The organism is Paraburkholderia sp. UCT31, from assembly GCF_014397655.1.
Taxonomy (GTDB): domain Bacteria; phylum Pseudomonadota; class Gammaproteobacteria; order Burkholderiales; family Burkholderiaceae; genus Paraburkholderia; species Paraburkholderia tuberum.
The window spans coordinates 90,259-116,933 of the sequence record NZ_VZQP01000007.1; the positions used below are offsets into that span (position 1 = coordinate 90,259).

The 26,675-nt window shown below is 65.3% G+C and carries 20 protein-coding genes; 9 read left to right on the plus strand and 11 right to left on the minus strand.

Annotated features, from left to right (window positions below; genetic code table 11):
* Window positions 1-93: 93 nt before the first annotated feature.
* Window positions 94-1,587, minus strand: a complete 1,494-nt coding sequence (locus F6X40_RS07445; RefSeq protein WP_090803097.1) for an FAD-linked oxidase C-terminal domain-containing protein — start codon at window positions 1,585-1,587, stop codon at window positions 94-96.
* 153 nt (window positions 1,588-1,740) lie between these two features.
* Window positions 1,741-3,159 (minus strand): FAD-linked oxidase C-terminal domain-containing protein, encoded by a 1,419-nt coding sequence (locus F6X40_RS07450; protein WP_187627309.1) that lies wholly within the window; start codon window positions 3,157-3,159, stop codon window positions 1,741-1,743.
* 223 nt (window positions 3,160-3,382) lie between these two features.
* Here F6X40_RS07450 and F6X40_RS07455 point away from each other — a divergent pair, with 223 nt between their 5' ends.
* The gene (locus F6X40_RS07455; RefSeq protein WP_184067278.1) at window positions 3,383-3,937 is read left to right on the plus strand and encodes a cob(I)yrinic acid a,c-diamide adenosyltransferase; all 555 of its coding nucleotides are present in this window, start codon (window positions 3,383-3,385) and stop codon (window positions 3,935-3,937) included.
* A gap of 54 nt (window positions 3,938-3,991) precedes the next feature.
* Here the strand turns inward: F6X40_RS07455 and F6X40_RS07460 are convergent, their stop codons facing one another.
* The 3 genes from F6X40_RS07460 to aroG all read right to left on the minus strand — a co-directional run bounded on the left by F6X40_RS07460 (window position 3,992) and on the right by aroG (window position 5,943).
* Entirely contained in the window at window positions 3,992-4,324 is a 333-nt protein-coding gene (locus F6X40_RS07460; RefSeq protein WP_090803102.1) for a helix-turn-helix domain-containing protein, read from the minus strand.
* Entirely contained in the window at window positions 4,321-4,665 is a 345-nt protein-coding gene (locus tag F6X40_RS07465) for a type II toxin-antitoxin system RelE/ParE family toxin (protein WP_184055553.1), read from the minus strand. Before F6X40_RS07465 ends, F6X40_RS07460 begins: the two co-directional genes overlap by 4 nt.
* Window positions 4,666-4,869: 204 nt before the next feature.
* On the minus strand, window positions 4,870-5,943 hold the full coding sequence (gene aroG / locus F6X40_RS07470; RefSeq protein WP_090805593.1) for a 3-deoxy-7-phosphoheptulonate synthase AroG: 1,074 nt from the start codon (window positions 5,941-5,943) through the stop codon (window positions 4,870-4,872).
* Between the two features lie 136 nt (window positions 5,944-6,079).
* On the opposite strand from aroG, the gene F6X40_RS07475 reads away from it, so the two are divergent.
* A complete protein-coding gene (locus F6X40_RS07475) occupies window positions 6,080-6,253 on the plus strand; it encodes a hypothetical protein (RefSeq protein ID WP_187627390.1) in 174 nt (57 codons plus the stop codon).
* A gap of 106 nt (window positions 6,254-6,359) precedes the next feature.
* On the opposite strand, the gene tldD is transcribed toward F6X40_RS07475, so the two are convergent.
* The 3 genes from tldD to F6X40_RS07490 form a co-directional block, all read right to left on the minus strand.
* A complete protein-coding gene (tldD, locus tag F6X40_RS07480; RefSeq protein ID WP_187627310.1) occupies window positions 6,360-7,826 on the minus strand; it encodes a metalloprotease TldD in 1,467 nt (488 codons plus the stop codon).
* 87 nt (window positions 7,827-7,913) lie between these two features.
* The gene (locus F6X40_RS07485; protein ID WP_187627311.1) at window positions 7,914-8,777 is read right to left on the minus strand and encodes a carbon-nitrogen hydrolase family protein; all 864 of its coding nucleotides are present in this window, start codon (window positions 8,775-8,777) and stop codon (window positions 7,914-7,916) included.
* A 153-nt stretch (window positions 8,778-8,930) separates the two neighbouring features.
* A complete protein-coding gene (locus F6X40_RS07490) occupies window positions 8,931-13,193 on the minus strand; it encodes a YhdP family protein (protein ID WP_187627312.1) in 4,263 nt (1,420 codons plus the stop codon).
* Between the two features lie 263 nt (window positions 13,194-13,456).
* Between F6X40_RS07490 and glnE the strand changes: the two genes are divergently transcribed.
* Window positions 13,457-16,252, plus strand: a complete 2,796-nt coding sequence (gene glnE, locus F6X40_RS07495) for a bifunctional [glutamate--ammonia ligase]-adenylyl-L-tyrosine phosphorylase/[glutamate--ammonia-ligase] adenylyltransferase (protein ID WP_410452389.1) — start codon at window positions 13,457-13,459, stop codon at window positions 16,250-16,252.
* 105 nt (window positions 16,253-16,357) lie between these two features.
* Here glnE and recN read toward each other — a convergent pair whose 3' ends face one another.
* Both recN and F6X40_RS07505 read right to left on the minus strand, forming a co-directional pair.
* Window positions 16,358-18,025 (minus strand): DNA repair protein RecN, encoded by a 1,668-nt coding sequence (gene recN, locus F6X40_RS07500; protein ID WP_184067296.1) that lies wholly within the window; start codon window positions 18,023-18,025, stop codon window positions 16,358-16,360.
* A gap of 66 nt (window positions 18,026-18,091) precedes the next feature.
* Window positions 18,092-18,994, minus strand: coding sequence for an NAD kinase (locus tag F6X40_RS07505; RefSeq protein ID WP_184067299.1), 903 nt, complete (start codon window positions 18,992-18,994; stop codon window positions 18,092-18,094).
* 210 nt (window positions 18,995-19,204) lie between these two features.
* On the opposite strand from F6X40_RS07505, the gene hrcA reads away from it, so the two are divergent.
* The 3 genes from hrcA to F6X40_RS07520 all read left to right on the plus strand — a co-directional run bounded on the left by hrcA (window position 19,205) and on the right by F6X40_RS07520 (window position 21,892).
* Window positions 19,205-20,224, plus strand: a complete 1,020-nt coding sequence (gene hrcA, locus F6X40_RS07510; protein ID WP_090803113.1) for a heat-inducible transcriptional repressor HrcA — start codon at window positions 19,205-19,207, stop codon at window positions 20,222-20,224.
* A gap of 181 nt (window positions 20,225-20,405) precedes the next feature.
* Entirely contained in the window at window positions 20,406-21,476 is a 1,071-nt protein-coding gene (gene hemH, locus F6X40_RS07515; protein WP_187627314.1) for a ferrochelatase, read from the plus strand.
* Between the two features lie 8 nt (window positions 21,477-21,484).
* A complete protein-coding gene (locus F6X40_RS07520; RefSeq protein ID WP_187627315.1) occupies window positions 21,485-21,892 on the plus strand; it encodes an RNA-binding S4 domain-containing protein in 408 nt (135 codons plus the stop codon).
* Here F6X40_RS07520 and F6X40_RS07525 read toward each other — a convergent pair.
* On the minus strand, window positions 21,864-22,025 hold the full coding sequence (locus tag F6X40_RS07525; RefSeq protein WP_167368620.1) for a hypothetical protein: 162 nt from the start codon (window positions 22,023-22,025) through the stop codon (window positions 21,864-21,866). The genes F6X40_RS07520 and F6X40_RS07525 overlap by 29 nt on opposite strands.
* 365 nt (window positions 22,026-22,390) lie before the next feature.
* Between F6X40_RS07525 and grpE the strand changes: the two genes are divergently transcribed.
* The 3 genes from grpE (at window position 22,391) to dnaJ (ending at window position 26,669) form a co-directional block, all read left to right on the plus strand.
* Window positions 22,391-22,978, plus strand: coding sequence for a nucleotide exchange factor GrpE (gene grpE, locus F6X40_RS07530; protein ID WP_187627316.1), 588 nt, complete (start codon window positions 22,391-22,393; stop codon window positions 22,976-22,978).
* Between the two features lie 332 nt (window positions 22,979-23,310).
* Window positions 23,311-25,260, plus strand: a complete 1,950-nt coding sequence (gene dnaK, locus F6X40_RS07535) for a molecular chaperone DnaK (protein WP_184067307.1) — start codon at window positions 23,311-23,313, stop codon at window positions 25,258-25,260.
* Between the two features lie 269 nt (window positions 25,261-25,529).
* The gene (gene dnaJ / locus F6X40_RS07540) at window positions 25,530-26,669 is read left to right on the plus strand and encodes a molecular chaperone DnaJ (RefSeq protein WP_184067310.1); all 1,140 of its coding nucleotides are present in this window, start codon (window positions 25,530-25,532) and stop codon (window positions 26,667-26,669) included.
* The last annotated feature ends 6 nt before the right edge of the window (window positions 26,670-26,675 follow it).

Genomic DNA, 26,675 nt, shown 5'->3' on the forward strand with positions numbered 1-26,675 from the left:
GGTCTGGAGGAGAGGGCGCAAAGCGCCGCGCAGGCCGCGCCAGCATCAGCGCGGGCGCGGCGAACGGTGGATGCGCGCTGCAAACGCCAGCCGCTAGAAGCGCGGCAGCTCGGGATGAGGCAGCAGGCCGCCGCGCACGTGCATCTTGCCGTATTCGGCACAGCGCGCCCGCGTCGGGATGCCCTTGTCGGGGTTCAACAGGCCGGGCGCGTCGAATGCTCGCTTGACCGCGTGGAACGTGTCGCGCTCTTCGGGCGAGAACTGCACGCACATCGAATTGATCTTCTCGATGCCGACCCCATGCTCGCCCGTCACCGTGCCGCCCAGCTCGACGCAAGCTTCGAGGATGTCGCAACCGAACAACTCGGCGCGATGCCACTCGTCCTGGTCGTTGCCGTTGAACAGGATCAGCGGGTGCATGTTGCCGTCGCCGGCATGGAATACGTTGATGCAGCGCAACTGGTAGGTCTTCTCCATCTCCTCGATGCGCGCGAGCAGTGGCCCGATACTGCGGCGCGGCACGGTACCGTCCATGCAGTAGTAGTCCGGCGAAATGCGGCCGGCGGCCGGAAACGCGTTCTTGCGCCCGGACCAGAAGCGCAGGCGCTCGGCTTCCGTGCGTGAAATCTGGATACGGGTCGCGCCGTGCTCGCGCAGCACCGCGGTCATGCGCACGATCTCGGCCGCGACTTCCTCGGGCGTGCCGTCCGATTCGCACAGCAGGATCGCCGCCGCGTCGAGGTCGTAGCCGGCGTTGACGAACTCCTCGACCGCGCGCGTGGCGGGCTTGTCCATCATCTCGAGGCCGGCCGGAATGATGCCCGCCGCGATGATGCCCGCAACGGCGTCGCCGCCTTTGACGACGTCGTCGAAGCTGGCCATGATGACCTGCGCGGTTTGCGGCTTCGGGATCAGCTTGACGGTGACCTCGGTGACGATCGCGAACATGCCTTCGCTGCCAATCAGCACCGCGAGCAGATCGAGCCCCGGCGCGTCAGGCGCGAGCGAGCCGAATTCGACGATCTCGCCTTCCATCGTGACCGCGCGCACGCGCAGCACGTTGTGCACGGTGAGGCCGTACTTCAGGCAATGCACGCCGCCCGAATTCTCCGACACGTTGCCACCGATCGTGCAGGCAATCTGCGACGACGGATCCGGCGCATAGTAAAGACCATACGGCGCCGCGGCTTCGGAGATCGCCAGATTGCGCACGCCCGGCTGCACGGTCGCGATGCGCGCGTACGAGTCGACTTCGACGATCTTGCGAAAGCGCGCGAGCGATACCACCACGCCGTGCCGAATCGGCATCGCGCCGCCGGACAGCCCGGTGCCCGCGCCGCGCGGCACGATGGGCACCTCGAGGCGATGGCAGATCTGCACGATGCGCTGCACCTGCGATTCGGTTTCCGGCAACACGACCGCGAGCGGCAAACGCCGGTACGCGGCGAGTCCGTCGCATTCGTACGCGACGGTGTCTTCTTCGCGATACAGCAGACAGTGGGTCGGCAACACGGCCATCAACGCCTGCACGACTTCGCGCTGACGCTGCGCGAGGACTTCGGCCGACAGTTCAGCGGGTGCGTTCATGTGAGTTGTCTCCTCGTGGCTTGCGCCGGTCCGGCTTGCTGGTTCGAGCCGGCTGTTTCGTGCTGCCTGCTTCGCATCACTTGCGTGTTCAGCTTGGCGCGGTTGCCGCCGGGCGCGTCAGCGGTTTGCCGCGGCCGGCATGCGCAGTGTCGATCAGGCCGCCGCCCAGGCGAAAATCTTGCCCGGGTTCATCAGATTGCGAGGGTCTAGCGCGTGCTTGATGGAGCGCATCGTGTCGACCGCGACGTCGCCGTGCTCCTCGAGCAGAAAGCCCATCTTGTGCAGGCCGATGCCATGCTCGCCGGTGCAGGTGCCGTCCATCCGCAGCGCGCGCTGCACGATGCGATGGTTCAGGCGCTCGGCCTCCTCGAGCTCTTCGGGCTTGTCCGGATCGATCAGGATCGCGACGTGGAAGTTTCCGTCGCCGACATGGCCGACGATCGGGCAGGGCAGCGGCGACGCCAACAGATCCTGCTCCGTTTCGACCACACACTCCGCGAGACGCGAGATCGGCACGCAGACGTCGGTGGTGACCGCGCGCGAGCCGGGCTTCAGTTGCAGCATCGCGAAATAGGCGTTGTGACGCGCGGTCCACAGACGGCTGCGGTCTTCGGGGCGCGTCGCCCATTCGAAGCCTTCACCGGCATTCTGTGCGGCGATTTCCTGCACGAGTTCGGCCTGTTCCTTGACGCCGGCCTCGGTGCCGTGAAATTCGAAGAACAATGTGGGCGCTTCGCGCAGTGTCAGATTCGAATGGCGATTGATCGAGCGGATCGCAAGTGAATCGACGAACTCGACACGCGCGATCGGCACGCCGATCTGGATCGTCTCGATGACCGCGCGCACCGCATCGCCCATCGACGGGAACGTGCACACCGCGGCCGACACCGCCTCCGGCTGCGGATAGAGGCGCAGCGTGATTTCCGTTATCACGCCGAGCGTGCCTTCCGAGCCGACGAACAGGCGCGTGAGGTCGTACCCCGCCGACGATTTGCGTGCGCGCGAGCCGGTCTTGATCACGCGGCCATCGGCGAGCACGACCGTCAGGCCGAGCACGTTCTCGCGCATCGTGCCGTAGCGCACGGCGTTGGTACCCGACGCGCGGGTTGCCGACATCCCGCCGATGCTCGCGTCCGCGCCGGGGTCGATCGGGAAGAACAGGCCGGTGTCGCGCAGCGCTTCGTTCAGTTGCTTGCGCGAGATGCCGGGCTCGACGGTGACGGTCAGGTCTTCGGCGTTGATCGACAACACCCGGTTCATTTCCGACAGATCGATCGACACGCCGCCTTGCACGGCAAGCAGATGTCCTTCGAGCGACGAGCCATGGCCGTACGGAATGATCGGCACGTCGTACTGGCCGCACAGCTTGACGGCGGTTTGCACGTCTTCGCTTGTACGCGCGAACACGACGGCGTCAGGCAGTTGCGGATCGAACGGTGATTCGTCGCGGCCGTGGTGCGCACGCACGGCTTCGGCAACGGAAACCCCATCGCCGAAAGCGGCTTTGAGCTGGTTCAGCAATTCGGCGGGAAACGGCCGGCGTAGCGGCGCCGGCGGCACGGGATGGTTCACGCATGTCTCCTGTGTCGACCGGAGTTAGCGCTACAGCGCTTACTCCGGTCCCATGAAAGTTTCTTTAGATAACGGTCTGTTTGCAGCACGTGTTTCATTTTACGCCGTTCGCCCGCCAGGCAGCGCTGGGCCGGCTTCCGCTCATATAATGGCGGCGATTTCGCGATGCGTGCAATATGGACAAACCAGCTGGCAGCATCGTCACTAATGTATGGGAGACGTCATGGGCAATCGCCTCAGCAAGATCGCCACTCGCACCGGCGACGACGGCACCACCGGTCTCGGCGACGGCCGCCGCGTGCGCAAGGACAGCGCGCGTATCGCCGCGATTGGCGACGTCGACGAACTCAATTCGAATCTCGGCGTGCTGTTGTGCGAGAACCTGCCCGAGAACGTACGCGCGGCGCTGGTCGCAATCCAGCACGACCTGTTCGATCTGGGCGGCGAGCTGTGCATTCCCGGTCACACGATGATTACCGAACAGCATCTCGCGCAGCTCGACGGCTGGCTCGCCGACTACAACGCCACGCTGCCGCCGCTGAAGGAATTCATTCTGCCGGGCGGTTCGCGCGCGGCCGCGCTCGCGCATGTGTGCCGTACCGTTTGCCGCCGCGCGGAGCGGGCGATCGTCGCGCTTGGCGAACACGAGGCGCTGAACACGGCGCCACGTCAGTACGTGAACCGGCTGTCCGATCTGCTGTTCGTGCTGGCGCGCGTGCTCAATCGCGCGGACGGCGGCACCGACGTGCTGTGGCAGCACGATCGCGGCGCGCCGTGAATGGCGACGCACATGTGCGCATGGACACGCACGGTGCTTCGCACGAGCCGAGGCTCAACCGACGGCGAGCGTGACCGGCTTGCCGATGCGGCTCAGCATTTCCACGAGCGTGTCGATCGTGAACTTGGTGGTTTTCTTGTTGACGACGTCGGACACGCGCGGGCGCGACACCATCAGGATTTCGGCCGCCTCGGCCTGCTTCAGATGATGCTGTTCGATCCACGTGGACAGCTCGGTCATCAGCTGTTCCTTGAGCAGCCGCGTGTCGTTGATCTGCTTTTGCGACGCCGCGTGAAGGCGCTTCGCTTCATCGGCGGAAAAACCGAGTTCGAGGAACACGTTCGCGCCGGCTCGCGTTACGTGACGAATGTTGGTGTCGATCGTCATGGCTGGGTGGTCCTGTAATGGGTGATGGCGCGGTAGCGCGTTTCGGCAATTCTTCTGTCGTGCGGTCCGAGCCTCTGCGTTTTCTTCTGAAAGCAATGCAGCACGTACAGCGCTTCGGCGTATTTGGTGACGTACATCACGCGAAAAATGCCGTCCTCGTCTCTGATGCGAATTTCGCGCGTTCCCGCGCCGATAGACTCGAACGGTTTCCAGTCGTCAGGGTCGAGTCCTGACTGAATCTTGTGAAGCTGAAACCCTGCGAGACGACGCGCTTCGTTGGGAAAAGCGAGCAAATCACGGTAGCTGGAGCCTAACCAGCGAATTTCTTTTTCCTGCTCCATCGCCACCTCATGTATAAAATCTTATACGCATTCTCCAGCCCGGTCAAGCGTGTAAGCGACCAGGCAACGAGCTATGACGATATCGAGGCGGCAGGCTGAGTACCATTCGTCCGAATGGCCAATAAAAAACCCCGGTTCGAAATTGAACCGGGGTTTTTTCTACGGACGGCTGACAAGCCCCCGCCCTGGTGGCGGGGCAGGCGTTCAGTTGCCGCTGCCGCGCGCGACGCGGCGCTGCCTGACCGCTTCGGCAAGGCCTTCGAGCACCGCGACGCTTTCGTCCCAGCCGATACACGCATCGGTAATGCTCTGCCCGTACGTGAGCTCGCAGCCTTCCTGCAGATCCTGGCGACCCGCGACGAGGTGCGACTCCACCATCACGCCGACGATCCGCTCGTCACCCGCGGCGATCTGACGGCCGATGTCCGCGCACACCGGAATCTGGTTTTCGTGCTTCTTCGAACTATTCGCATGGCTCGCGTCGATCATCAGACGTGCGGCGAGACCCGCCTTGCCGATGTCCGCGCAGGCCGCGTTGACGTTGTCGGCGTCGTAGTTCGGCGTTTTGCCGCCGCGCAGAATCACGTGGCAGTCCTCGTTGCCCGCGGTCGATACGATCGCCGAGTGGCCGCCCTTCGTGACCGACAGGAAATGGTGCGGCTGCGAGGCGGCCTTGATCGCGTCGACGGCGATCTTCACGTTGCCGTCCGTGCCGTTCTTGAAGCCGACCGGGCACGACAGTCCCGAAGCCAGCTCCCGGTGCACCTGCGATTCGGTCGTGCGCGCGCCGATGGCACCCCAGGAGATCAGATCCGCGATGTACTGCGGGCTAATCATGTCGAGGTACTCGGTGCCGGCCGGCAGGCCGAGTTCGTTGATGCGCAGAAGCAGCTCGCGCGCGGTGCGCAGACCTTCGTTGATCTTGAAGCTGTTGTCCATATGCGGGTCGTTGATGAGACCCTTCCACCCCACCGTCGTACGCGGCTTTTCGAAGTACACGCGCATCACGACTTCGAGTTCGCCGGCAAAGCGCTTGCGCTGCTCGATCAGACGCCCCGCGTATTCGATCGCGGCCTTCGGATCGTGAATCGAGCACGGGCCGATCACGACGATCAGACGATCGTCCATGCCGTGCAGAATGCGATGCATCGCGGTGCGCGAGTCGTAGATCACGTTGGAAACCGTCTCGTCGCAGGCAAATTCGCGGATCAGGTGAGCGGGCGGCGTGAGTTCCTTCAATTCGCGAATGCGGACATCATCGGTATTGTGCGGGGGCATGTTGTTCTCCTGAATCGGTTCGTAGCGTGTTCGCGCGGGCAACAGGGGCGATCAGTCAGTGATCAAACAGCGAGGCCAGAGCGGACGACGATCAAAAAATGGTCAACGACAAAATGTCAGTCAGGTATCGAAAAGCGTGAAACGAAAAAAAACCGCCAGGCTAGCTGGCGGTTTTTCGGGAATTCTCGGTGTCCTGCGTGCACTAACACCCCTCTCGATCCGCCAGCGGTCTGAGATACCAAAAAAAGTAAAAATAAAACTTGGCGGACATGGCGAAGTGAATGCGTCGCTGGTCAAAAAGGGTGAGTGAGGTTATAACCCGGTACAGGCTCGGCTGACAAGCTGGGGCGTCGAAAAATGCGGAAAACCCGCACACTTCGCGCCTTGCGTGCGCGAAGCGTGCATCCGTGACGAAATCAGGCCGTGCCGCCGACCGTCATCCGCTCGATGCGCAGCGTCGGTTGACCGACGCCCACCGGCACGCTCTGGCCTTCCTTGCCGCACACGCCCACGCCCGAATCGAGCTTCATGTCGTTGCCGATCATCGTGACGTACTTCAGCGATTCCGGTCCGCTGCCGATCAGCGTCGCGCCCTTGACCGGATACGTGATCTTGCCGTTCTCGATCATGTACGCCTCGGAGGCCGAGAACACGAATTTGCCGTTCGTGATGTCGACCTGACCGCCGCCGAAGTTCACCGCATACAGGCCGTTCTTCACGGATGCGAGGATTTCTTGCGGGTCCTTGTCGCCGTTCAGCATGTACGTGTTGGTCATGCGCGGCATCGGCAGCGCCGCGTACGATTCGCGCCGTGCGTTGCCGGTGACCGGCATCTTCATCAGACGCGCGTTCAGGGTGTCCTGGATGTAGCCCTTCAGGATGCCGTCCTCGATCAGCGTCGTGCACTGGGTCGGATTACCTTCGTCGTCGATATTGAGCGAGCCGCGACGATTCGGCAGCGTGCCGTCGTCGACCACGGTGACGCCCTTCGCGGCGACCTGCTCGCCGATGCGTCCCGCGAATGCCGACGACCCTTTGCGGTTGAAGTCGCCCTCGAGCCCGTGGCCGATCGCCTCGTGCAGCAGCACGCCGGGCCAGCCCGGCCCGAGCACGACGGTCATCGCGCCGGCCGGCGCCGGACGCGCGTCGAGATTGACGAGAGCGGCGTGCACCGCGTCGTCGACATAGCGCGACAGCACTTCATCGGTGAAATAGCCGTAGTCGAAACGCCCGCCGCCGCCGCCGCTGCCGATTTCGCGGCGGCCGTTCTGCTCGGCGATCACCGTCACCGAGACACGCACGAGCGGCCGGATGTCGGCCGCGAAGCCGCCGTCGCTGCGCGCGACCAGCACCACGTCGTATTCGCCGGCGAGGCCCGCCATCACCTGCTGGATGCGCGGGTCGCGGCTGCGCGCCATCTGCTCGATGCGCTCGAGCAGCTTGACCTTGGCGGTGGCGTCGAGCGAATGCAGCGGGTCGGACGGCAGGTACAGATCGCGCCCGGCGATGCCGGTCAGCGACGACGCCACCTTGATCTTCTGCTTGCCGCCGCCTGCCTGGGCGATCGCGCGCGTGGCGATGGCCGCCTGGCGGATCGCTTCGGGCGACAGGTCGTCCGAGTAGGCGAACGCGGTGCGCTCGCCCGACACGGCGCGCACGCCGACACCCTGATCGATGCTGAAGCTGCCCGACTTTACGATGCCTTCCTCGAGACTCCACGCTTCGCTGCGGGTGGTCTGGAAGTACAGGTCCGCGTAGTCGACGCGGTGCGTGAAGATTTCGGCGAGCGTGCGCGTGAGCAGCGATTCGTCGAGACCGTAGGGCGTGAGGAGGATGTCCTTGGCGGCGGCGAGATTACGGATACCGGGTTCGATGATGTTCATGCGAAGTATGTTCTGCTCGATACGAAGGGGTCGGGGAGCGCCTGCGTCGCTATATGCGTGGCAGGCGCCGCAGTTTCAATGTCGGTTTCAGGTCAGCACGCGATGACGCCATGCCGGCAGGCTCTGCCGCACTTCGTCGATGCGCGCGCGTTCGAGGTTGCCCGCGACCACGCCGGCGCCCTCGTCGCGCACCGCGACGATCTCGCCCCACGGGTCGATCAGCATGCTGTGGCCCCAGGTGCGGCGGCCGTTTTCATGTTTGCCGCCTTGCGCCGCGGCGAGCACATAGCATTGGTTTTCGATCGCGCGAGTGCGCAGCAGCAGCTCCCAATGCGCGCGGCCGGTCGTGTAGGTAAACGCCGACGGCACCACGATCAGCGCGCAGTCGCCCATGCGCCGGTACAGCTCGGGAAAGCGCAGATCGTAGCAGACCGACAGGCCGACCCGGCCGAATGGCGCCTCGAAGCTTTGCACCGAGGTGCCGGGTCGAATCGTGCGCGCTTCGTCGAACGATTCTTCGCCCTTTTCGAAGTTGAACAGGTGGATCTTGTCGTAGCGCGCGGCCTCGTTGCCGTTCGGGTCGAACACCAGCGTCGTGTTCAGTACGCGCGACGGCTCCGGTGCGTTCAGCGGCAGGGTGCCGCCGATCACCCAGATCTGGTGGCGGCGCGCGGCGTCGGCGAGAAAGCGTTGGATCGGGCCGTCCTGATGTGGCTCGCGCACGGCGAGCTTGTCGGTGTCCTTGAAACCCATGAAACAGAAATACTCGGGGAGCAGCACGAGTTGCGCGCCGTCGGCGGCGGCTTCGGCGATCAGGCGCTCTGCGTCGGCGAGATTGCGATCGCGATCCGGCGAGCTGACCATCTGCAGCGCGGCGACCCGGAAGGGGCTGGCTACATGGCCGCTGGACGTTGCGGCGGATGCGGATGAAGTGACGTGTGTTTCGCTCATGAGCGTGTCGAAAGACTCCCGGCGGGCGGCGGTGTGAAGCGCGGGCGCCGCATGCATGGTTCTGGGCTGGCTCGGCCCCGTTGGCGCATTGAGTCGATAGAGCGGCACGAGCGGCCGCGTGGTTCGAGACGGCGGCGCCAGGGAAACCGGAGCTCAGTGCGCTTCCACGGTCGAAGCCGGAGCGTCAATCTTACCCCCTTCGCCCGTCACCCGCTCGACGTGCGGTTTCGACCACGAGCCGGTGATCGCGTAGTCGCGCGCGAATACGTGCGACACCCCATGTGTGAACGCGATATCGGCGATCAGTGCGCCGAGGCCGATCAGCGGATTGATGACCGTCGCGGCGATCACCGCGGAGCCGGCGCTGACGGTCGGCACTACGTGCAGGTGCAGGTCCTGGCTCTTCTGCGCGATGTCGACCGAGCCCACCATCTCGGCGCGGGCCGGCGCGGTCACCATCCTGAAGTTGTCGGTGCGGGCGATGCCGTCATGAATCTGCGCGGTACCCGTCACGCTCGAGAACGGCAGGCCCTCGCCGATCACATCGCGGAAATTGAGTGTGGCGATGCGCGCGAGGCTTTGCAGGCTCAGCACGCCGAGCAGCGTCGCGACGCCCGGATCGACCTTCAGGATCTGACCGTGGCGTAGATCCAGCGCGAGGTTGCCGTTCAGCGTCGAATAGTCGATCGTGGTCGGGCCGCCCTGCCACACGGCCTTGCCCTGAATCGAGCCGGTGCCGCCCCTGAGCGTCCTCGGCAGACCGAAGCGCTCGAGCATCGCGCCGGCATCCTTGATGTCGAGCTTGAAATCGAACACGGTGCGGCGCGGCATGGCTTCGTCGGCCGAGATGGGCAGTTCGGTCGAGGTGCGCCAGTTCGCGGTCGCGGTCAGCGTCGCGGTGGGGTTCGTCACGTCGAGCTTGTCGAGCTGCCAGACCGGCACGCCGTTTTCTTCGAAGTTGTGCGCGTCGACCTCGAGCCGGCCGACGTTGCGATCGTGCACGATCAGCTCGTCGACGACCAGATCGATCGACGGCATGTTCAGCGCGGGCGCCGACATCGCCGGACCGAGCAGGTCCTTGTCCGCGACCGACGGAATCACGACGCGCGCGAAGCGCGCCTGCAGTTCGCCCGGCGATTCGCGGGTCGCTCCCGGCAGCCACGACACGTGGCCTGACACCTGATTCGACGCGATGTTCGCCTGCCACGTGCGGTCCGTGTGCGACGCGCCGACGATCACGTTGTCCCAGTGACGCTTGAGCAGCGTAAGCATGTCGATGTGCAGCGCGAAGCGGTTCGGCAGGAACTGCGTGAGCATGGGATTCGGCACGGCCGTAGGCGCGGCCGCGGGTGTGGCCGCGCTGCTGGCGGTATTGCCGCCGTTCGCACCGCCGTTCACGCCATTCGCCCCGCCCGCGCTCACGCCCGCGCGCAGCTGCGCGGCGAGCGCGCGCCAGGCGTCGGCATCGATCTCCTTGATGTCCGCCGCGGCGACCACGCCCTCGGACGGCAGGTCGACCGGCCGGTTCACGCCGATCGCGCCGCGCACGACGGTCGGTGACGTACGCGGCTGCGCGTTCGGCCGATAGCGCAGCAGATACGCGGCGGCGACCGGCCCCAACGTCAGGTCGGCGCGTTCGAGGCCGGCTTCGCCCGGCAACGTCGACGGATTGACCGAGAAGTGCAGCGGCATCGGCGTGCCGGCAGTCTTTTTGAACGGCGCTGGAAAATCGAGCCCGAGGCCGCTCAGATCAGAGTTGGCGCTGACCTCCGGCAGGCGGCCCTTCGCGCCGGTGACGCGCAATGCATAAGGCGCGCTGCCGCTCATATGCGTGAGCACCTGTGCGGCCGGGCCATGCAGATGCAGTTCGCGCGCGGCATCGACGGCGATGTGGCCGTTGAGCGCGAGCGCGTACGTGCCGTCTTGCCGCAAGCCGCCGTTCGCATGCACGTCACCGCCGAGGAACTGGCCGGAGAGCCGCTCGACCTCGGCCGTGCGTTCGGTGAAGCGCACCCGGCCGTTCAGCTGCGACAGCGACGGCGCATTGCTCACGCTCAGGCGATTGTTCCGGAAGCCGAGTGCACCTTCCACGCCGATATGCGGCTTCGGCGTACGCGGGATCGTCAGCTTCAGCGCGAGCGACGCGGGCCCTTCCGCGCGAATCTTTTCGGTCTGGTGCCGCGCCATGATGCCGAGCGAGCTGCCGTTCACGTAGTCGAGCATATCGGCGAGCGGGCCGCGGCCGTTGCCCTCTATGGTGAGGTTCGAGCCTTTGGTGCCGAGGTCGTCGACGCGGCCGCTCACGCCGGTCAGCGCGACGCGCTTGTAACGGCCGCGGTCGATGTCGAAGCGCAGCACGTTCTGCTTGAGCTCGAACACGCCGTCGATGCGGTCGAGCGGCGGCCAAACGTTTGGCGTGCCGTTGCGCATGTTGCGCGGCGGGAACGGCGTCGGATCGAACTTGCCGCCCGTGAACGGCGCGACGATGTGGAAGATGCCGGCGTCGGGGTCGCGCGCGTAGGGGAACTTGGTCAGGTCGCCGTGCACTTCGATCGTGCCGCCATGCGACACGCCAGCCTGCAAGCCGTGGCCGAGGTAAATGCGCAGCTTTTCGCTGACCGCGGTCGGCAGATAGCGGGCGATGTGCGTCACCTGCGCGCGCTGGAAGTCGGCTTTCAGGTCGAGCGAGCCGCGGCCGTGGCCGGGATTGCTGTAGCTCGCAGTCGCGCTCGCCTCGACGTCAGGGTTCGATACGCTGAAATCGTTGAGCTTGAGCGCGAACGCGGGACGCGTGTCGCCCGGTGCCTTCGTGCCCATCGTCCAGTCGGCGCGGCCGTGCAGACGCGCAAGCGTGAGACGCGGATCGTCGAACACGCCCGGCAGCGTGATCGCCACGTTGGTCGTATCGAAGTTCGCGTGGCCGCCTTTTTCATCGGCGTCGACGTTGCCCCACAGGTTTTCGATGCCGGGAACGCCGGCGCGCGGGTGGCCGCGCGGCGTCAGGCCCGGCCCCGGCTCCTGGGCGGCAAAGCTGATGCCCTGCAAATCGCCCTTGAAGCGATAACGCTCGATCGGTTCAGCACCCGTCGGCCGATGGTCGCTGCCCACTTCTCCGGATTCCGGCTTGCCGCGCTCGAGCTCGATCACGTAGTTCGCGACGCGCCCGCGCGGATTGATGCGTACGAGTTCATTGAGAAAGTGCCGCGGCAGCGGCAGCGCGCGGCTGAATTCGGCGAGGATGCCGAGATCGACGCGATCGCCGCTGACGCTCAAAAGCTGCCCATGCTGCTGCGACGCCATCCGGTAGCGGCTGTCGAGGGTCCGGAAGCGCAGGATGCGCGTGAGCGGCGTGCCGTCTTCGAGCGGCGGCTGGCCGAGCTCGGCACGCAGGTCCGACAGCTGCAGCCGGTACTCGCCTTCGTTTGCCTCGACGCGCCACAGAAAGTGGGCGATCGGCACGAGCAGCTTTGGCTGGGTCGGGCGCACGCGCATCGCGACGTCGTAACCGCTCAACTGGCCGGTCGCCTGGGTCATGCGGCCTTCGCTGAAGTCGATCCAGATTGCATTGTCGATGCGGCCGGCGAACGTCTCGATCGGGAACTGGACGTAGCGCGCGAGCGTCGGCAGATCGACCGGGCCCGTCGACATGTACACCTGCCCGCTCCAGTTGATCGGCTTGCCGAGCGCCGAGAGCGGCGCGTGGCGGAAGTGCGTGCGGAAGTCGAGCGGGCCTTTCAGCACCTGGCCGTCGGGTGGCGCCTGCAGCGCCATGCGGTGGTCGCGGCCGTCATTGAGGATCGCGATGCGGATGTCGCGCAGCGCCAGTTCGGGTTCGTTGCGCGTCGCGTCGCGCCAGCGCAGCACGCCGCCGCGCACGACGATCGCCTGCTGACGCAACAACCAGGTGGACAGCGCGTCGTTGCCGCTGTGGCGCGTCGGCACCGGCACGCCCGCGACCGACAGCACGCCGTCCTCGCTGCGCGACACCAGCACGTCCGGCTGATCGACGATCAGGCTCGACAGCGCCAGATGAAACTCCCACAGCGAGCGCCAGGACACCGACGCGGTGGCGTGCGGAATCGTCAGCGCGGGTTGGCCGTCGTGATCGCGGATGACGAGATTCGTGACATCGAGCCCTGGCTGGAAGCCGCTCCAGTGCGGCGCGAGCCGGCCGATCGTGAATTGGGTGCGCAGCTTGTCGGAGACCGCGGCTTCGATGCGCGGCCGGAACAGGTCGGCGCGCGGCAGCACCACGTAGCGCAAACCCAGAAACAGTCCGCCCGCGATGAAATAGAGGACGAGCGCGAGCGCGGCGAGCACGCGCAACGTCCGACGCAGCACGATGTGGTCGCTTCCGCTCACATGCCGGACCTGCGGTGGGGTTTGCGGGTCGGCGGATTCGTTTCGCTCGGACATGCTGCGGCGGCTGGGCGTATGGTAGTTTTGCGTGTTAACGACGAAATGTATCACACGGGAAAGCGTCGGCGGACCTCCTGCAAACCCTGTCCGACGGCCCGTGACGGCGATTGGCGAGGCCGTCCGGCACGGGGGCCGGCACGCTTGTCGCCGCATGCCGATGGCACGACGGAACGACACGACAACGACCCCGGAACGACACCGTACAACGTCAGAACACCGCCGGACAAATTCGATCAAGCAACGAGCGAGCCAGATTTTTGATGACTGACGCCACCCTCCTGAGTTCCAGCTATTCGCACTATGCCGCGCGCGCCGCCGCGGCCCGCCCGCAACTGGTCGCGCATGTCGGCGCGCTGGCCGACGAACCGCTGACGCGCGAGCGCATCGACGCGCGTCTCGACGAACTGTGCGCCGAGGCGGCGGGCCCAGCCGGTGCGCCGGTCAACGAAGATGCGCTGAAGCGCGCGCTGCGCCAGCTGCGCACCGAAGTATTCTGCGCGGTGATGGAGCGCGACCTGGCCGGCGAGGCCGATATCGCCGAAGTCACCGGCGCGATGACCGATCTCGCGGAAACGACGATCCAGCGCGCGCTGACGGTGCTGAGCGGCGAGCTCGAAGCGCTGTATGGCGAGCCGCGCGACCAGCAGGGCGAACGGCTCACGCTCGGCGTAGTCGGTATGGGCAAGCTCGGCGGGCGCGAGCTGAACGTGTCGTCGGATATCGACCTGATCTTCGTCTATGAGGACGACGGCGAGACCGCCGGCGGCCAGCGCTCGCCGCTCGCGACCCAGGAGTTCTTCACGCGGCTCGGCAAGCGGCTGATCGGCGCGCTCGCCGAAGTCACCGCCGACGGCTACGTGTTTCGCGTCGATATGCGTCTGCGGCCGAACGGCGATTCGGGGCCGCTCGTATGCAGCCTCGGCATGCTCGAAGAGTATTTCTATGTGCAGGGCCGCGAGTGGGAGCGCTACGCGTGGATCAAGGGCCGGCTCGTGTCCGAGGGCGCGAGCGCCTCGGCGCAGCGGCTGCAGAAGCAGCTCGGGGCGATCGTCACGCCGTTCGTCTATCGACGCTATCTGGATTTCGGCGTGATCAGCGCGATTCGCGCGCTGCATCTGCAGATCCGCCAGGAGGCGCAGCGCCGCGCGTCGATGCGCCCCGACAAGGCCGACGACATCAAGCTCGGCCGTGGCGGCATCCGTGAAATCGAATTCAGCGCGCAGGTGTTCCAGCTGATCCGCGGCGGCCAGGACGCCGGCTTTCGCGTGCGGCCGACGCTCGCCGTGCTGCGCCACGCGGCCACGAATGGGTTGATGGATCCGTCGGTGTGCGTGAAGCTGTCGCAGGCGTATCGCTTTCTGCGGGAGCTCGAGCATCGTTTGCAATATCGCAACGACGCGCAGACCCACGCGATGCCCGTCGATGCCGAAGACCGCATGGCGCTCGCGCGCGTAATGGGCTGCGACGACTACCCGCAATTGATGACGAAGCTCGACGCACATCGCGAGTTCGTCGAACAGCAGTTCGACCAGATTTTCGCCGACAAGGTGGGCGGCCGCGACGGTTGCGGCGCGCCCGAGGACGGCGCGGCCGCGTGGGTGTGGAGCAGCGCGCTCGCCGACGATAGCGCCGACGACGCACTGCGCGCGCGCCTCGTCGAACTGGGGGTGGCCGAGCCCGGTGAGCTGCTCGCCCGGCTGCAGGCGGTGTGGCGCTCGTCGCGCTACACGGGCCTGAACGAGCGCAGCCGGCAGCGTTTCGACATCGTCGCGCAGCGCGCGCTCGAAGCCGCGCGCACGCTGGAGCCGGCCGGGCGGCGCGGCGATACGGTCGCGCGCCTGTTCGATCTGCTCGAAGCGGTGAGCCGGCGCGGCGCGTATCTGGCGCTTCTGACCGAGTATCCGCAGGCGCTGCACCAGGTGCTGTCGGTGCTGGGCGGCTCGCGCTGGGCGGCCGGTTATCTGATCCGCCATCCGCAGCTGCTCGACGAGCTGCTCGACGTCGAGGCGATCAACAGTCCGTTCGACTGGGCTGAATTCAAGCGTACGTTGCGTTTGCGGCTCGCCGCCGCCGATGGCGTCGAGCAGCAGATGGATCTGCTGCGTCACGCGCATCAGGCCGAGGTGTTCCGCATTCTGCTGATCGAGCTTGCCGGCAAGCTGTCCGTCGAGCACGTTAGCGACCGGCTGTCCGAGCTCGCCGACGCAGTGCTCGACGTGACGATCGAAGCCGTGTGGAAGCAGTTGGCCAAACGTCATCGCGACGTGCCGCGCTTCGCGGTGATCGCCTACGGCAAGCTCGGTGGCAAGGAGCTCGGCTACGCGTCGGACCTCGACGTGATCTTTCTGTACGACGATCCCGGCGATGCCGCCGCCGACGTCTACGCAACCTACACACGGCGTCTGATCACATGGCTGACCACCGCGACCGGCGCCGGCACATTGTTCGACATCGACCTGCGGCTGCGACCCAACGGCGAGTCGGGCCTGCTCATCACCGACCTCGATGCGTTCCGTCGCTACCAGCTGCGCGAGGGCGACGCGGCGAATACCGCGTGGGTGTGGGAGCATCAGGCGCTGACGCGTGCGCGCTACTGCGCGGGCGATCCGGAGATCGGCGCGAAGTTCGAGGCGATCCGCGAACAGGTGCTGACGACGCCGCGCGAAGCGGCGCCGCTCGCGAAAGAGATCGTCGAGATGCGCGCGCGTGTCGAGGCGGGACACCCGAACCATACGCCGGCGCTGTTCGACCTGAAGCACGACCGCGGCGGCATGGTCGATATCGAGTTCACCGTGCAGTACTGGGTGCTGCTGCATGCGGCGCGCGATCCCGAGCTGATCCGCAATACCGGCAATATCGCGCTGCTGCGTGAGGTGTCGCGTTTCGGGCTGATGAGCGAAGCGGAAGCCGAGACGGTCGGCGCCGCCTATCGGCGCTATCGCAAGCTGCAGCACACGCTGCGGCTCGATGGGATGGAGAAGGCGCGGGTCGATCCGGCGCTGGTCGCGGCCGAGCGCGAGGCGGTGCTGGCGTTGTGGAAGAGGGTGTTTGGGTAAGGGCGCTCATGCACTTCGCGTAGCGCATCATGCGCGGCCGGGATCGGTGTGACGTCCCGGCCAGGCCGGCTCAGCCATGTGCGGCCGCCTATGCGCGGCGCAATTTCAGGCGGCCAGCATTTCCTTCGCGTGCTTGCGCGTGGTCGCCGTGATTTCGAGGCCGCCGAGCATGCGCGCGACTTCCTCGATGCGGCTCGCCTTGTCGAGCGCGCTCACGCTGCTGAGCGTGCCGCCGGTGCCGTTGCTCATCTTTGCGACCTGGAAATGATGATCGCCGCGCGCGGCGACCTGCGGCAGATGGGTCACGCACAGCACCTGGCGCGCCTCGCCGAGCTGATGCAATAGCCGTCCGACCACTTCGGCCACGCCGCCGCCGATGCCCGTATCCACTTCGTCGAAGATCAGGGTCGGTGTCGGGCTGGCCGCGCTCGCGATCACTGCGAGCGCGAGACTGATACGCGCGAGTTCGCCGCCTGAGGCAACCTTCGCGAGCGGCCGCAGCGGCACGCCGGCATGACCGGCGACGCGGAACTCGATCTGCTCGAGCCCGTGCGCGCCACCTTCGGGCAGCGGCACCAGCGCGACGTCGAAGCTGCCGCCTTTCATCGACAGTTCCTGCATGCCGGTCGTGACCGCCTCGCCGAGCGCCTTGCCTGCTTTCGCGCGTGCCTTCGACAGCTTTTTCGCCTCGGCGACGAACACTTCCTTCGCTTGCGCTTCGGCGGCGCGCAGGCCGTCGAGGTCGGCGGCGGCGTCGAGCGCGGCCAGTTGCTTGCGCCGCTCGGCGTGTTCTTCCGGCAGCGTCTCAGGCCGCAGGCGGAACTTGCGCGCGGCCGAGTGCAGCGCGTCGAGGCGTTTTTCGACCTGCGCGAGCCGCTCCGGATCGAGCTCGAGCTTCTGCGCGTAGTGGCTCAGCGAATACGCGGCTTCCTGCAACTGGATTTCGGCCGGTTCGAGCGCGGCGAGCACGTCGTTCAGCGCGGGGTCGATCTCCGCGAGGTCGCGCACCTTCGACACGATCGAGCCGAGATGCGTGATCATCGCGTCGTCCGATTCGGACAGCGCGCCGAGCGCTCCCTGCACGCCGTCGATCAGATTCGCGGAATGCGACAGCCGCCGATGCTCGGTGTTGACTTCTTCCCATTCGCCCGGCTGTGGCGCGAGCTTGTCGAGTTCGGTGAGTTGCCACGCGAGTCGCTCGCGTTCGAGTTGCAGCTCGCGATCGCGCGTTTGCGCGTGCTCGACGACCTGCGCCTTGTCGCGCCACGTGCGCCACGCGCGCGTGACGGCGGCGGCCAGGTCGGACAGGCCCGCGTGCGTGTCGAACAGCTCGCGCTGCGCGTCGGGGCGCATCAGCAACTGGTGCGCGTGCTGGCCGTGAATATCGACGAGCATCTCGCCGACCTCGCGCAGCTGCGCGAGCGTGGCCGCCGTACCGTTGATGAACGCGCGCGAGCGGCCGTTCGCGTCGACCACCCGCCGCAGCATCACGGTGCCGCCGTGCTGGCCGTTGTCGGCCGCGCCGAGCGCCTGCGTGTCGAGCCATTGATCGACCTGTGCGTGCGTCTCGAACTCCGCGGTGATGTCGGCGCGGCTCTCGCCGGTGCGCACGACGCTCGCCTCGGCGCGCGCGCCTAGTGCCAGCGCGAGCGCGTCGATCAGGATCGATTTGCCGGCGCCGGTTTCGCCCGAGAAAACGGTAAAGCCGCTGTCGAATTCGAGGTCGAGCGCGGCGACGATGACGAAGTCGCGTATCGAGAGGTGGCGAAGCATGGAGGTCGTCGGGTGAGCTTGGGATTCGGGTGGCGGCCGCGGCGGCGTGCGAAATCAAAGTGCCGCTTACGGCCTCGGGTCTTCTTCGTGCGACGGGTACTCGTGCCAGTGCAGCTTCTTGCGTAGCGTCGCATAGTAGCTGTAGCCGACCGGATGCAGCATCGGCACCGTGTGACGCGAACGGCGCACCTCGATCGTGTCACCGAGCTCCAGCGACGTGAACGACTGCATGTCGAAATTGACGTTCACCTCGCGCCCGGAAACGATCTGGATGCTGACCTTCGATTCGTCCGGCAGCACGATCGGCCGGTTCGACAGCGCGTGCGGCGCGATCGGCACGAGCACGATGCCCTGTAGTTGCGGATGCAGGATCGGCCCCTGCGAGGACAGCGAATACGCGGTCGAGCCGGTCGGCGTCGCGACGATCAGGCCGTCCGAGCGCTGGTTGTACATGAAGCGGCCATCGACCGACACGCGCAACTCCGCCATGCCCGAGAAGCCGCTGCGGTTGACCACCACGTCGTTGAACGCGAGCGCGTGGTAGATCGGCGTGCCGTCGCGCACGATGCGCGCTTCGAGCAGCAAGCGCTCCTCGCGCTCGAAATTGCCGGACAGCATCTGCGGCACGATCTCGCGCATGTCGGAGATCGGAATGTCCGTGATGAAGCCGAGCCGCCCGTGGTTGATGCCGATCAAGGGCGTGCGATACGGCGCGAGCTGGCGGCCGATGCCGAGCATCGTGCCGTCGCCGCCGAGCACCACGGCGACGTCGGCGCGCGCGCCGATCTCGGCGAGACGCAGCGCCGGATAGTCGGTCACGCCGATTTCGGCGGCGGTGTCTGCTTCGAACACGACTTCGAGGCCGAGCTTCGCGATGCAGGCGGCGAGCGCGGTCAGCGGCTCGCCGATGCCTGGCGTATTGCTGCGCCCGACGAGCGCGACGGTCTTGAACTGGCTGGTCACTTGCATGCCGGCATTACACCATAGGTAGGGCCTGAAAAGAACCGCAGACCAACCCGGTTGTGGGGCGGCGCACGCAGGGCGTCTGCGTATGTCGCGATTATCGTTAGAATGGTGAAGACCCGATGACATGCGAGCCCGCCGACGGCGGTGCATTCGCCGGGAGCGGGCGCCGCGGGCGCTCTCGGCTGCGATGCCAATGAGCTAAAATTTTTCGTCATGCTAGATCCTCGCGCACAAACCCTCCTCAAAACGCTGATTGAGCGCTACATCGCCGAAGGTCAGCCGGTCGGCTCGCGCACGCTGTCACGTTATTCGGGCCTCGAACTGAGTCCGGCCACGATCCGCAACGTGATGTCGGACCTCGAGGATCTGGGGCTCGTGATCAGTCCGCATACGTCGGCAGGGCGCATTCCGACGCCACGCGGCTACCGCCTGTTCGTCGACACGATGCTGACCGTCGAATCCGCCGCCGACGAGGAGGCCGTGACGCGCACCGTCAAGACCACGCTGCAGGTGGGCGAGCCGCAGAAGATCGTCGCCGCGGCGGCGAGCGTGCTGTCAAATCTGTCGCAGTTCGCCGGCGTCGTGCTCACGCCGCGTCGCAGCCACGTGTTCAAGCAGATCGAATTCATGCGCCTGTCCGACCAGCGCATTCTGCTGATCATCGTGACGCCCGAAGGCGACGTGCAAAACCGCATCCTCGCCACCCAGCGCGACTTTTCGCCTTCGCAGCTGGTGGAAGCCTCCAATTACATCAACGCGCACTTCGCGGGTCTCTCGTTCGACGAGGTGCGCCGCCGCCTGCGCGAGGAAATCGACGAGCTGCGTGGCGACATGACCTCGCTGATGCACGCGGCCGTCACCGCCAGCACCGACGAATCCGACACCGGCGAGACCGTGTTGATCTCGGGCGAGCGCAATCTGCTCGAAGTTGCCGATCTTTCGTCGGACATGGCGCGCCTGCGCAAGCTGTTCGATGTGTTCGACCAGAAGACCAGCCTCCTTCAGTTGCTCGACGTGTCGAGTCACGCGGCGGGCGTGCAAATATTCATTGGCGGCGAATCGAATCTGGTACCGATCGAGGAAATGAGCGTCGTCACCGCGCCGTACGAGGTGAACGGCAAGATCGTCGGCACGCTCGGTGTGATCGGACCGACCCGCATGGCCTACAACCGCGTGATTCCGATCGTGGACATCACCGCGCGGCTGTTGTCCATGACGCTCAGCCAGCAGTAGTCCTCGGGCTCCGCGGAACTGTCGTCATCGCAGTCCGTGGCGATCATGATGCGCGAACGCGCGGTGTCTGCCAATCGTCCGAATGGCCAGGGGTCTCTGGCGGCGCCGGGCAGAACCCGCGCCGCTATAATGAATCTCCATTGAATCGACTCGCCGCAAAATGCGGTGATTTCTGCTACCTATGCGCTTCGACCTCGAGCGGCCTTCACAGAACGCCACGTCGCATCGCGTCGCCGTGTTGCTGATCAATCTCGGCACGCCCGACGCGCCGACGCCGCGCGCGGTGCGCCGCTACCTCGCGCAGTTCCTGTCCGATCCTCGCGTGGTCGAAATTCCGGCGCTGCTGTGGCAGCTCATTCTGCGTCTGCTGATTCTGCCGTTTCGCGGCCGCAGCTCTGCGAAGAAGTATGCGGCGGTGTGGATGCCCGAGGGCTCACCGCTGCGCGTCCACACCGAAAAGCAGGTCGAGGGCCTGCGCCATCTGCTGCAACTGAACGACTACACGGTGCTGGTCGACTACGCGATGCGCTACGGCACGCCCGGCATTCCGGCAATGCTGAACCAGCTGAAGCTCGCGGGCGCCGAGCGCGTGTTGCTGATGCCGATGTATCCGCAGTATTCGGCGTCGACCACTGCGACCGCGTTCGACGAAGCCTTTTCCGCGCTCAAGCGCATGCGCAACCAGCCGGAAGTCCGCACCGTGCGCCAGTACGCCGATCACCCGGCGTACATCGCGGCGCTCGCCGCACAGGTGCACCACTACTGGCATCTGCACGGCCGCCCCGATTTCGCGGCGGGCGACAAGCTCGTGCTCAGTTTCCACGGCGTGCCCAAGCGCACGCTCGACCTCGGCGACCCGTACCACGAGCAATGCCAGCAGACCGGCGCGCTGCTGATGCAGGCGCTCGATTTGACGTCGGTCGAATGCCGCATCACGTTCCAGTCGCGCTTCGGCAATGCCGAATGGCTGCAGCCCTACACGGCGCCGACGTTGAAGGAACTCGGCGCGGCAGGCGTGCGGCGTGCTGACGTGTTTTGCCCGGGTTTCACCGCCGACTGCCTCGAAACGATCGAGGAAATCGGCATGGAAGTGCGCGGCGAATTTCTGCAGGCGGGTGGCAAGGAGTTTCACCGGATCGCCTGTCTGAACGCGTCGCAGCCGTGGGTTGCCGCGCTTGGCGAAATCGTTGCGCAGCATCTGCAGGGCTGGCCCGTGCAGGCGGTGCCGGTGCCGCACACGACAGGAGCTTGAATACGCAGATGAACTACCGCATTTCAACCGAACCGGGCGCGAAACTGCGCATCGACAAATGGCTGTGGGCCGCGCGCTTCTTCAAGACGCGTTCGCTGGCCGCGGAGGCGGTCGACAAGGGGCGGGTGCGTATCGGCGGCGTCGCCGTGAAGCCGGCGAAGGACGTGCGTGTCGGCGATCTGGTCGAAATCGAGATCGAGCGCTACGTGTGGCAGGTGGAGGTGCTGGGCGTATGCGACGTACGCGGTCCGGCGAGCGTCGCGCAGACGCTTTATGTGGAAACCGCGCAGAGCAAGGAGAAGCGGCAGGTCGAGCAGGAACGGCGCAAGGTCTACCACGAGCCGGCCGCCGCGCTGCACGGCCGACCGACCAAACGCGACCGGCGCACTATCGACAGATTTTCAGGTGGGGATTGAGAAACTGCTCCACGGTGGCGTGTGCGCCGCCGTACTCGGTGGTGTGGTCGTTGACCGCACCGGACATGCAGATGGTCGTGGTGCCCGCGATCAGTACCAGTGCGACCACCCCGATTGCAAAGGTCAGTTTCACGGTACTCCCCTTGATGGGCTGAAACAGGCTATCGGAACGACTGTCAGGTGTCGGTAACGCTTACGTCAGATTAGGGTTAACGTGGCGTTGCCGCTCCATGACTGGAGAATAGGTCAGTTGCGGGCTGCACTCAATCTCTATCTGATTGCGCCACGTTGAGGCTTGTTACGGCGCATTTCGCCTGCACGTCGGTGGTGCGAAAAAACCCTCGACCCGCTTGAAACGGCTTTTTCAGGCCCCATCTGGGGTCCGGTCTGGCGGATCGGCGCGAAGACGCGTGTCGCGATTTTGCAAAGCATGAATCGTACTGTGTCGGAACGGCTTGCACCGCCTTTGGCTTTTACTTTTTAACGACTTTCAGCGACATGGAAAACACGCAAGAGAACCCGACGAGCCAGAATCCCACGCCCGCCGACGAAGCCGCGCGCCAGGCCGCCGAGGCGGCCGGGGCCGCTGCTCAACAGCCGGACACCGGCGCCGCCGCGGAACCCGCCCAGGGTGCCGCCGAGCAGGCGCTGGCCGACGCTCAGGCGAAGATCGCCGAGTTGCAGGAAAGCTTCCTGCGCGCGAAGGCCGAAACCGAAAATGTACGCCGGCGCGCTCAGGAAGACGTCGCCAAGGCGCACAAGTTTGCGATCGAGAGCTTCGCCGAGCATCTGCTGCCGGTGGTCGACAGTCTCGAGGCGGCCGTCGCCCATTCGTCCGACGACTTGCAGAAGGTCCGCGAAGGCGTCGAGCTCACGCTGCGGCAGTTGAGCGGCGCGCTCGAGAAGGGTCGAGTCGTGGCGATCAATCCGGTCGGCGAAAAGTTCGATCCGCATCGTCATCAGGCCATTTCGATGGTGCCGGCCGACCAGGAGCCGAACACCGTCGTCGCGGTGCTGCAAAAGGGCTTTGTGATCGCGGATCGCGTACTGCGTCCCGCGCTCGTGACCGTCGCGGCGCCGAAGTAATCACGTCGACACTCGCTCCGGGCGTTTGCGCCGGTGGCGTCTGCTGCGTCGCTTCGCATCGCTACGTGCCGCAAAGGTCCGATCGATTCAGGCACCTCCGGCGAACCACGCCGGGCGCGCCGCGCAGACTGACGGAGCGGGCTCGCAGCGAAGATTCAGGCGCCTCGCCCCGTGATTGAAAAAAATTAAAGACCGCATCGCAAAAGAGGTCTTGAAAACGATGTGGCCGCACTCATTTTGAGTGCAGGTATGAATTGAGAGCGGATCGTCCCGCCGCCAGATGGGCCAACCGGGCGCTTTCCGCAGCGATCAAAGTCAGGAGATTTGTAAAAATGGGCAAAATCATCGGTATCGACCTCGGCACGACCAACTCGTGCGTGGCGATCATGGAAGGCAACTCGGTCAAGGTCATCGAGAACTCGGAAGGCGCGCGCACCACGCCGTCGATCATCGCTTACATGGATGACAGCGAGATCCTGGTCGGCGCGCCGGCCAAGCGTCAGTCGGTCACGAACCCGAAGAACACGCTGTTCGCGGTCAAGCGCCTGATCGGCCGCCGCTTCGAAGAGAAGGAAGTGCAGAAGGACATCGGCCTGATGCCCTACAAGATCATCAAGGCCGACAACGGTGACGCGTGGGTCGAAGTGCGCGACCAGAAGCTCGCGCCGCCGCAAATCTCCGCCGAAGTCCTGCGCAAGATGAAGAAGACCGCTGAGGACTACCTTGGCGAGACCGTCACGGAAGCCGTGATCACGGTGCCGGCGTACTTCAACGACAGCCAGCGTCAGGCAACCAAGGACGCCGGCCGCATCGCCGGTCTGGAAGTCAAGCGGATCATCAACGAACCGACCGCCGCGGCTCTCGCGTTCGGTCTGGACAAAGCTGAAAAGGGCGATCGCAAGATCGCGGTGTACGACCTGGGCGGCGGTACGTTCGACGTGTCGATCATCGAAATCGCGGACGTCGACGGTGAAATGCAGTTCGAAGTGCTGTCCACGAACGGCGATACGTTCCTCGGCGGCGAAGACTTCGACCAGCGCATCATCGACTACATCATCGGCGAGTTCAAGAAGGAGCAGGGCGTCGATCTGTCGAAAGACGTGCTCGCGCTGCAGCGCCTGAAGGAATCGGCTGAAAAGGCCAAGATCGAGCTGTCGTCGAGCCAGCAGACCGAAATCAACCTGCCGTACATCACGGCGGACGCATCGGGTCCGAAGCACCTGAACCTGAAGATCACGCGCGCCAAGCTGGAAGCGCTGGTTGAAGACCTGATCGAACGCACCATCGAGCCGTGCCGCGTCGCGATCAAGGATGCGGGCGTGAAGGTCGGCGAAGTCGACGACGTGATCCTGGTCGGCGGTATGACCCGTATGCCGAAGGTGCAGGAAAAGGTGAAGGAGTTCTTCGGCAAGGATCCGCGCCGTGACGTGAACCCGGACGAAGCCGTGGCCGTTGGTGCCGCGATCCAGGGCCAGGTTCTGTCGGGCGACCGCAAGGACGTGCTGCTGCTCGACGTGACCCCGTTGTCGCTCGGCATCGAAACGCTCGGCGGCGTGATGACGAAGATGATCAACAAGAACACGACGATCCCGACCAAGCACGCGCAGGTCTACTCGACGGCTGATGATAATCAAGGCGCCGTGACGATCAAGGTGTTCCAGGGCGAACGCGAAATGGCAGCGGGCAACAAGCTGCTCGGCGAGTTCAACCTCGAAGGCATTCCGCCGGCACCGCGCGGCGTGCCGCAGATCGAAGTGAGCTTCGACATCGACGCGAACGGCATTCTGCACGTCGGCGCGAAGGACAAGGCGACCGGCAAGGAGAACCGCATCACGATCAAGGCGAACTCGGGTCTGTCCGAAGCCGAAATCGAGAAGATGGTGAAGGACGCCGAAGCGAACGCGGAAGAAGATCACAAGCTGCGTGAGCTGGCCGACGCCCGCAACCAGGGTGACGCCCTCGTCCACAGCACGAAGAAGGCGCTGACCGAGTACGGCGACAAGCTCGAAGCTGGCGAGAAGGACAAGATCGAAGCCGCGTTGAAGGACCTCGAAGACGCGCTGAAGAGCAACTCGAGCGACAAAGCCGCGATCGAAGCGAAGATCGAAGCGGTGGCCACGGCCTCGCAGAAGATGGGCGAGAAGATGTACGCCGACATGCAGGCTGCGCAAGGTGCCGAAGCGGCGGCGGGCGCGGCGGGCGGAGCCGGTGCATCGGCGGGTGCGAGCCAGCAGGCCGACGATGTGGTCGACGCTGACTTCAAGGAAGTGAAGAAAGACTAAAGCCAGGTCGGCATCCGACCGTAAAGCCGTGCACAGCAATGTGCGCGGCCCGGCTGCACGAGAACGGCGCCCCCGGGGCGCCCAAAGTGCAAGAGCGGTTTTCGCGCCTGGCGAGCCTTTTTGGGGCTCTCCGGGCACGTTTGTTTTATGGAGGGCGTTGTTTTGAACCGTGCCCTGGCGCGGCGCAGACAGCGGCCGGACGAGTCGTGAGACTCCACAGCATTCACAAGGAGCTACCGCGTCGCTTTGCGCGGCGGCGTTGAACCGATATGGCGAAACGGGATTACTACGAGGTTCTGGGCGTCGCAAAGAACGCGAGCGACGACGAAATCAAGAAGGCTTATCGCAAGCTCGCGATGAAGCACCACCCCGACCGCAATCCGGGTCACAAGGATGCGGAAGAGCATTTCAAGGAAGTGAAGGAAGCCTATGAAATGCTGTCGGATTCGCAAAAGCGCGCCGCGTACGATCAGTACGGTCACGCGGGCGTCGATCCGAACATGGGTGGGGCCGGCGCGCAAGGTTTCGGCGGCTTTGCCGATGCATTCGGCGACATCTTCGGCGACATCTTCGGCCAGGCGGCCGGCGGCGGCGCACGCGGAGGCGGCCGCGCGGGCCCGCAGGTGTATCGCGGCGCCGATCTGCGCTACAGCATGGAAATCACGCTCGAGCAGGCCGCACACGGCTACGACACGCAGATTCGCGTGCCGAGCTGGGTTTCGTGCGAAGTCTGCCATGGCTCGGGCGCGAAGCCGGGCACCAAGCCGGAAACCTGCCCGACCTGTAGCGGCTCGGGTTCGGTGCGCATGTCGCAGGGCTTCTTCAGCATCCAGCAGACTTGCCCGAAGTGCCACGGCACCGGTACCTACATCCCCGAGCCGTGCAATCACTGCCACGGCGCGGGTAAGGTGAAGGAAACCAAGACGCTCGAAGTGAAGATCCCGGCCGGTATCGACGACGGCATGCGCATCCGCTCGGCCGGCAACGGCGAACCGGGCATCAACGGCGGTCCGGCGGGCGATCTGTACGTCGAGATTCATATCAAGCAGCACTCGGTGTTCGAGCGTGACGGCGACGATCTGCATTGCCAGATGCCGATCCCGTTCACTACCGCGGCGCTCGGCGGCGATATCGAGGTGCCGACGCTCGCCGGTCGCGCCAGCTTCACGGTGCCGGAAGGCACGCAGTCCGGCAAGACGTTCCGTTTGCGCGGCAAGGGCATCAAGGGGCTGCGTTCGAGCATCGCCGGCGATCTGTACGTACACGTGCAGGTTGAAACGCCGGTCAAGCTGACCGAAGCGCAGCGCGATCTGCTCAAGCAGTTCGAAAAGGCGCTCGTGGAAGGCGGTTCGCGGCATAGTCCGCAAAGCAAGAGCTGGTTCGATCGCGTAAAGAGCTTTTTCGATTGATTTGAT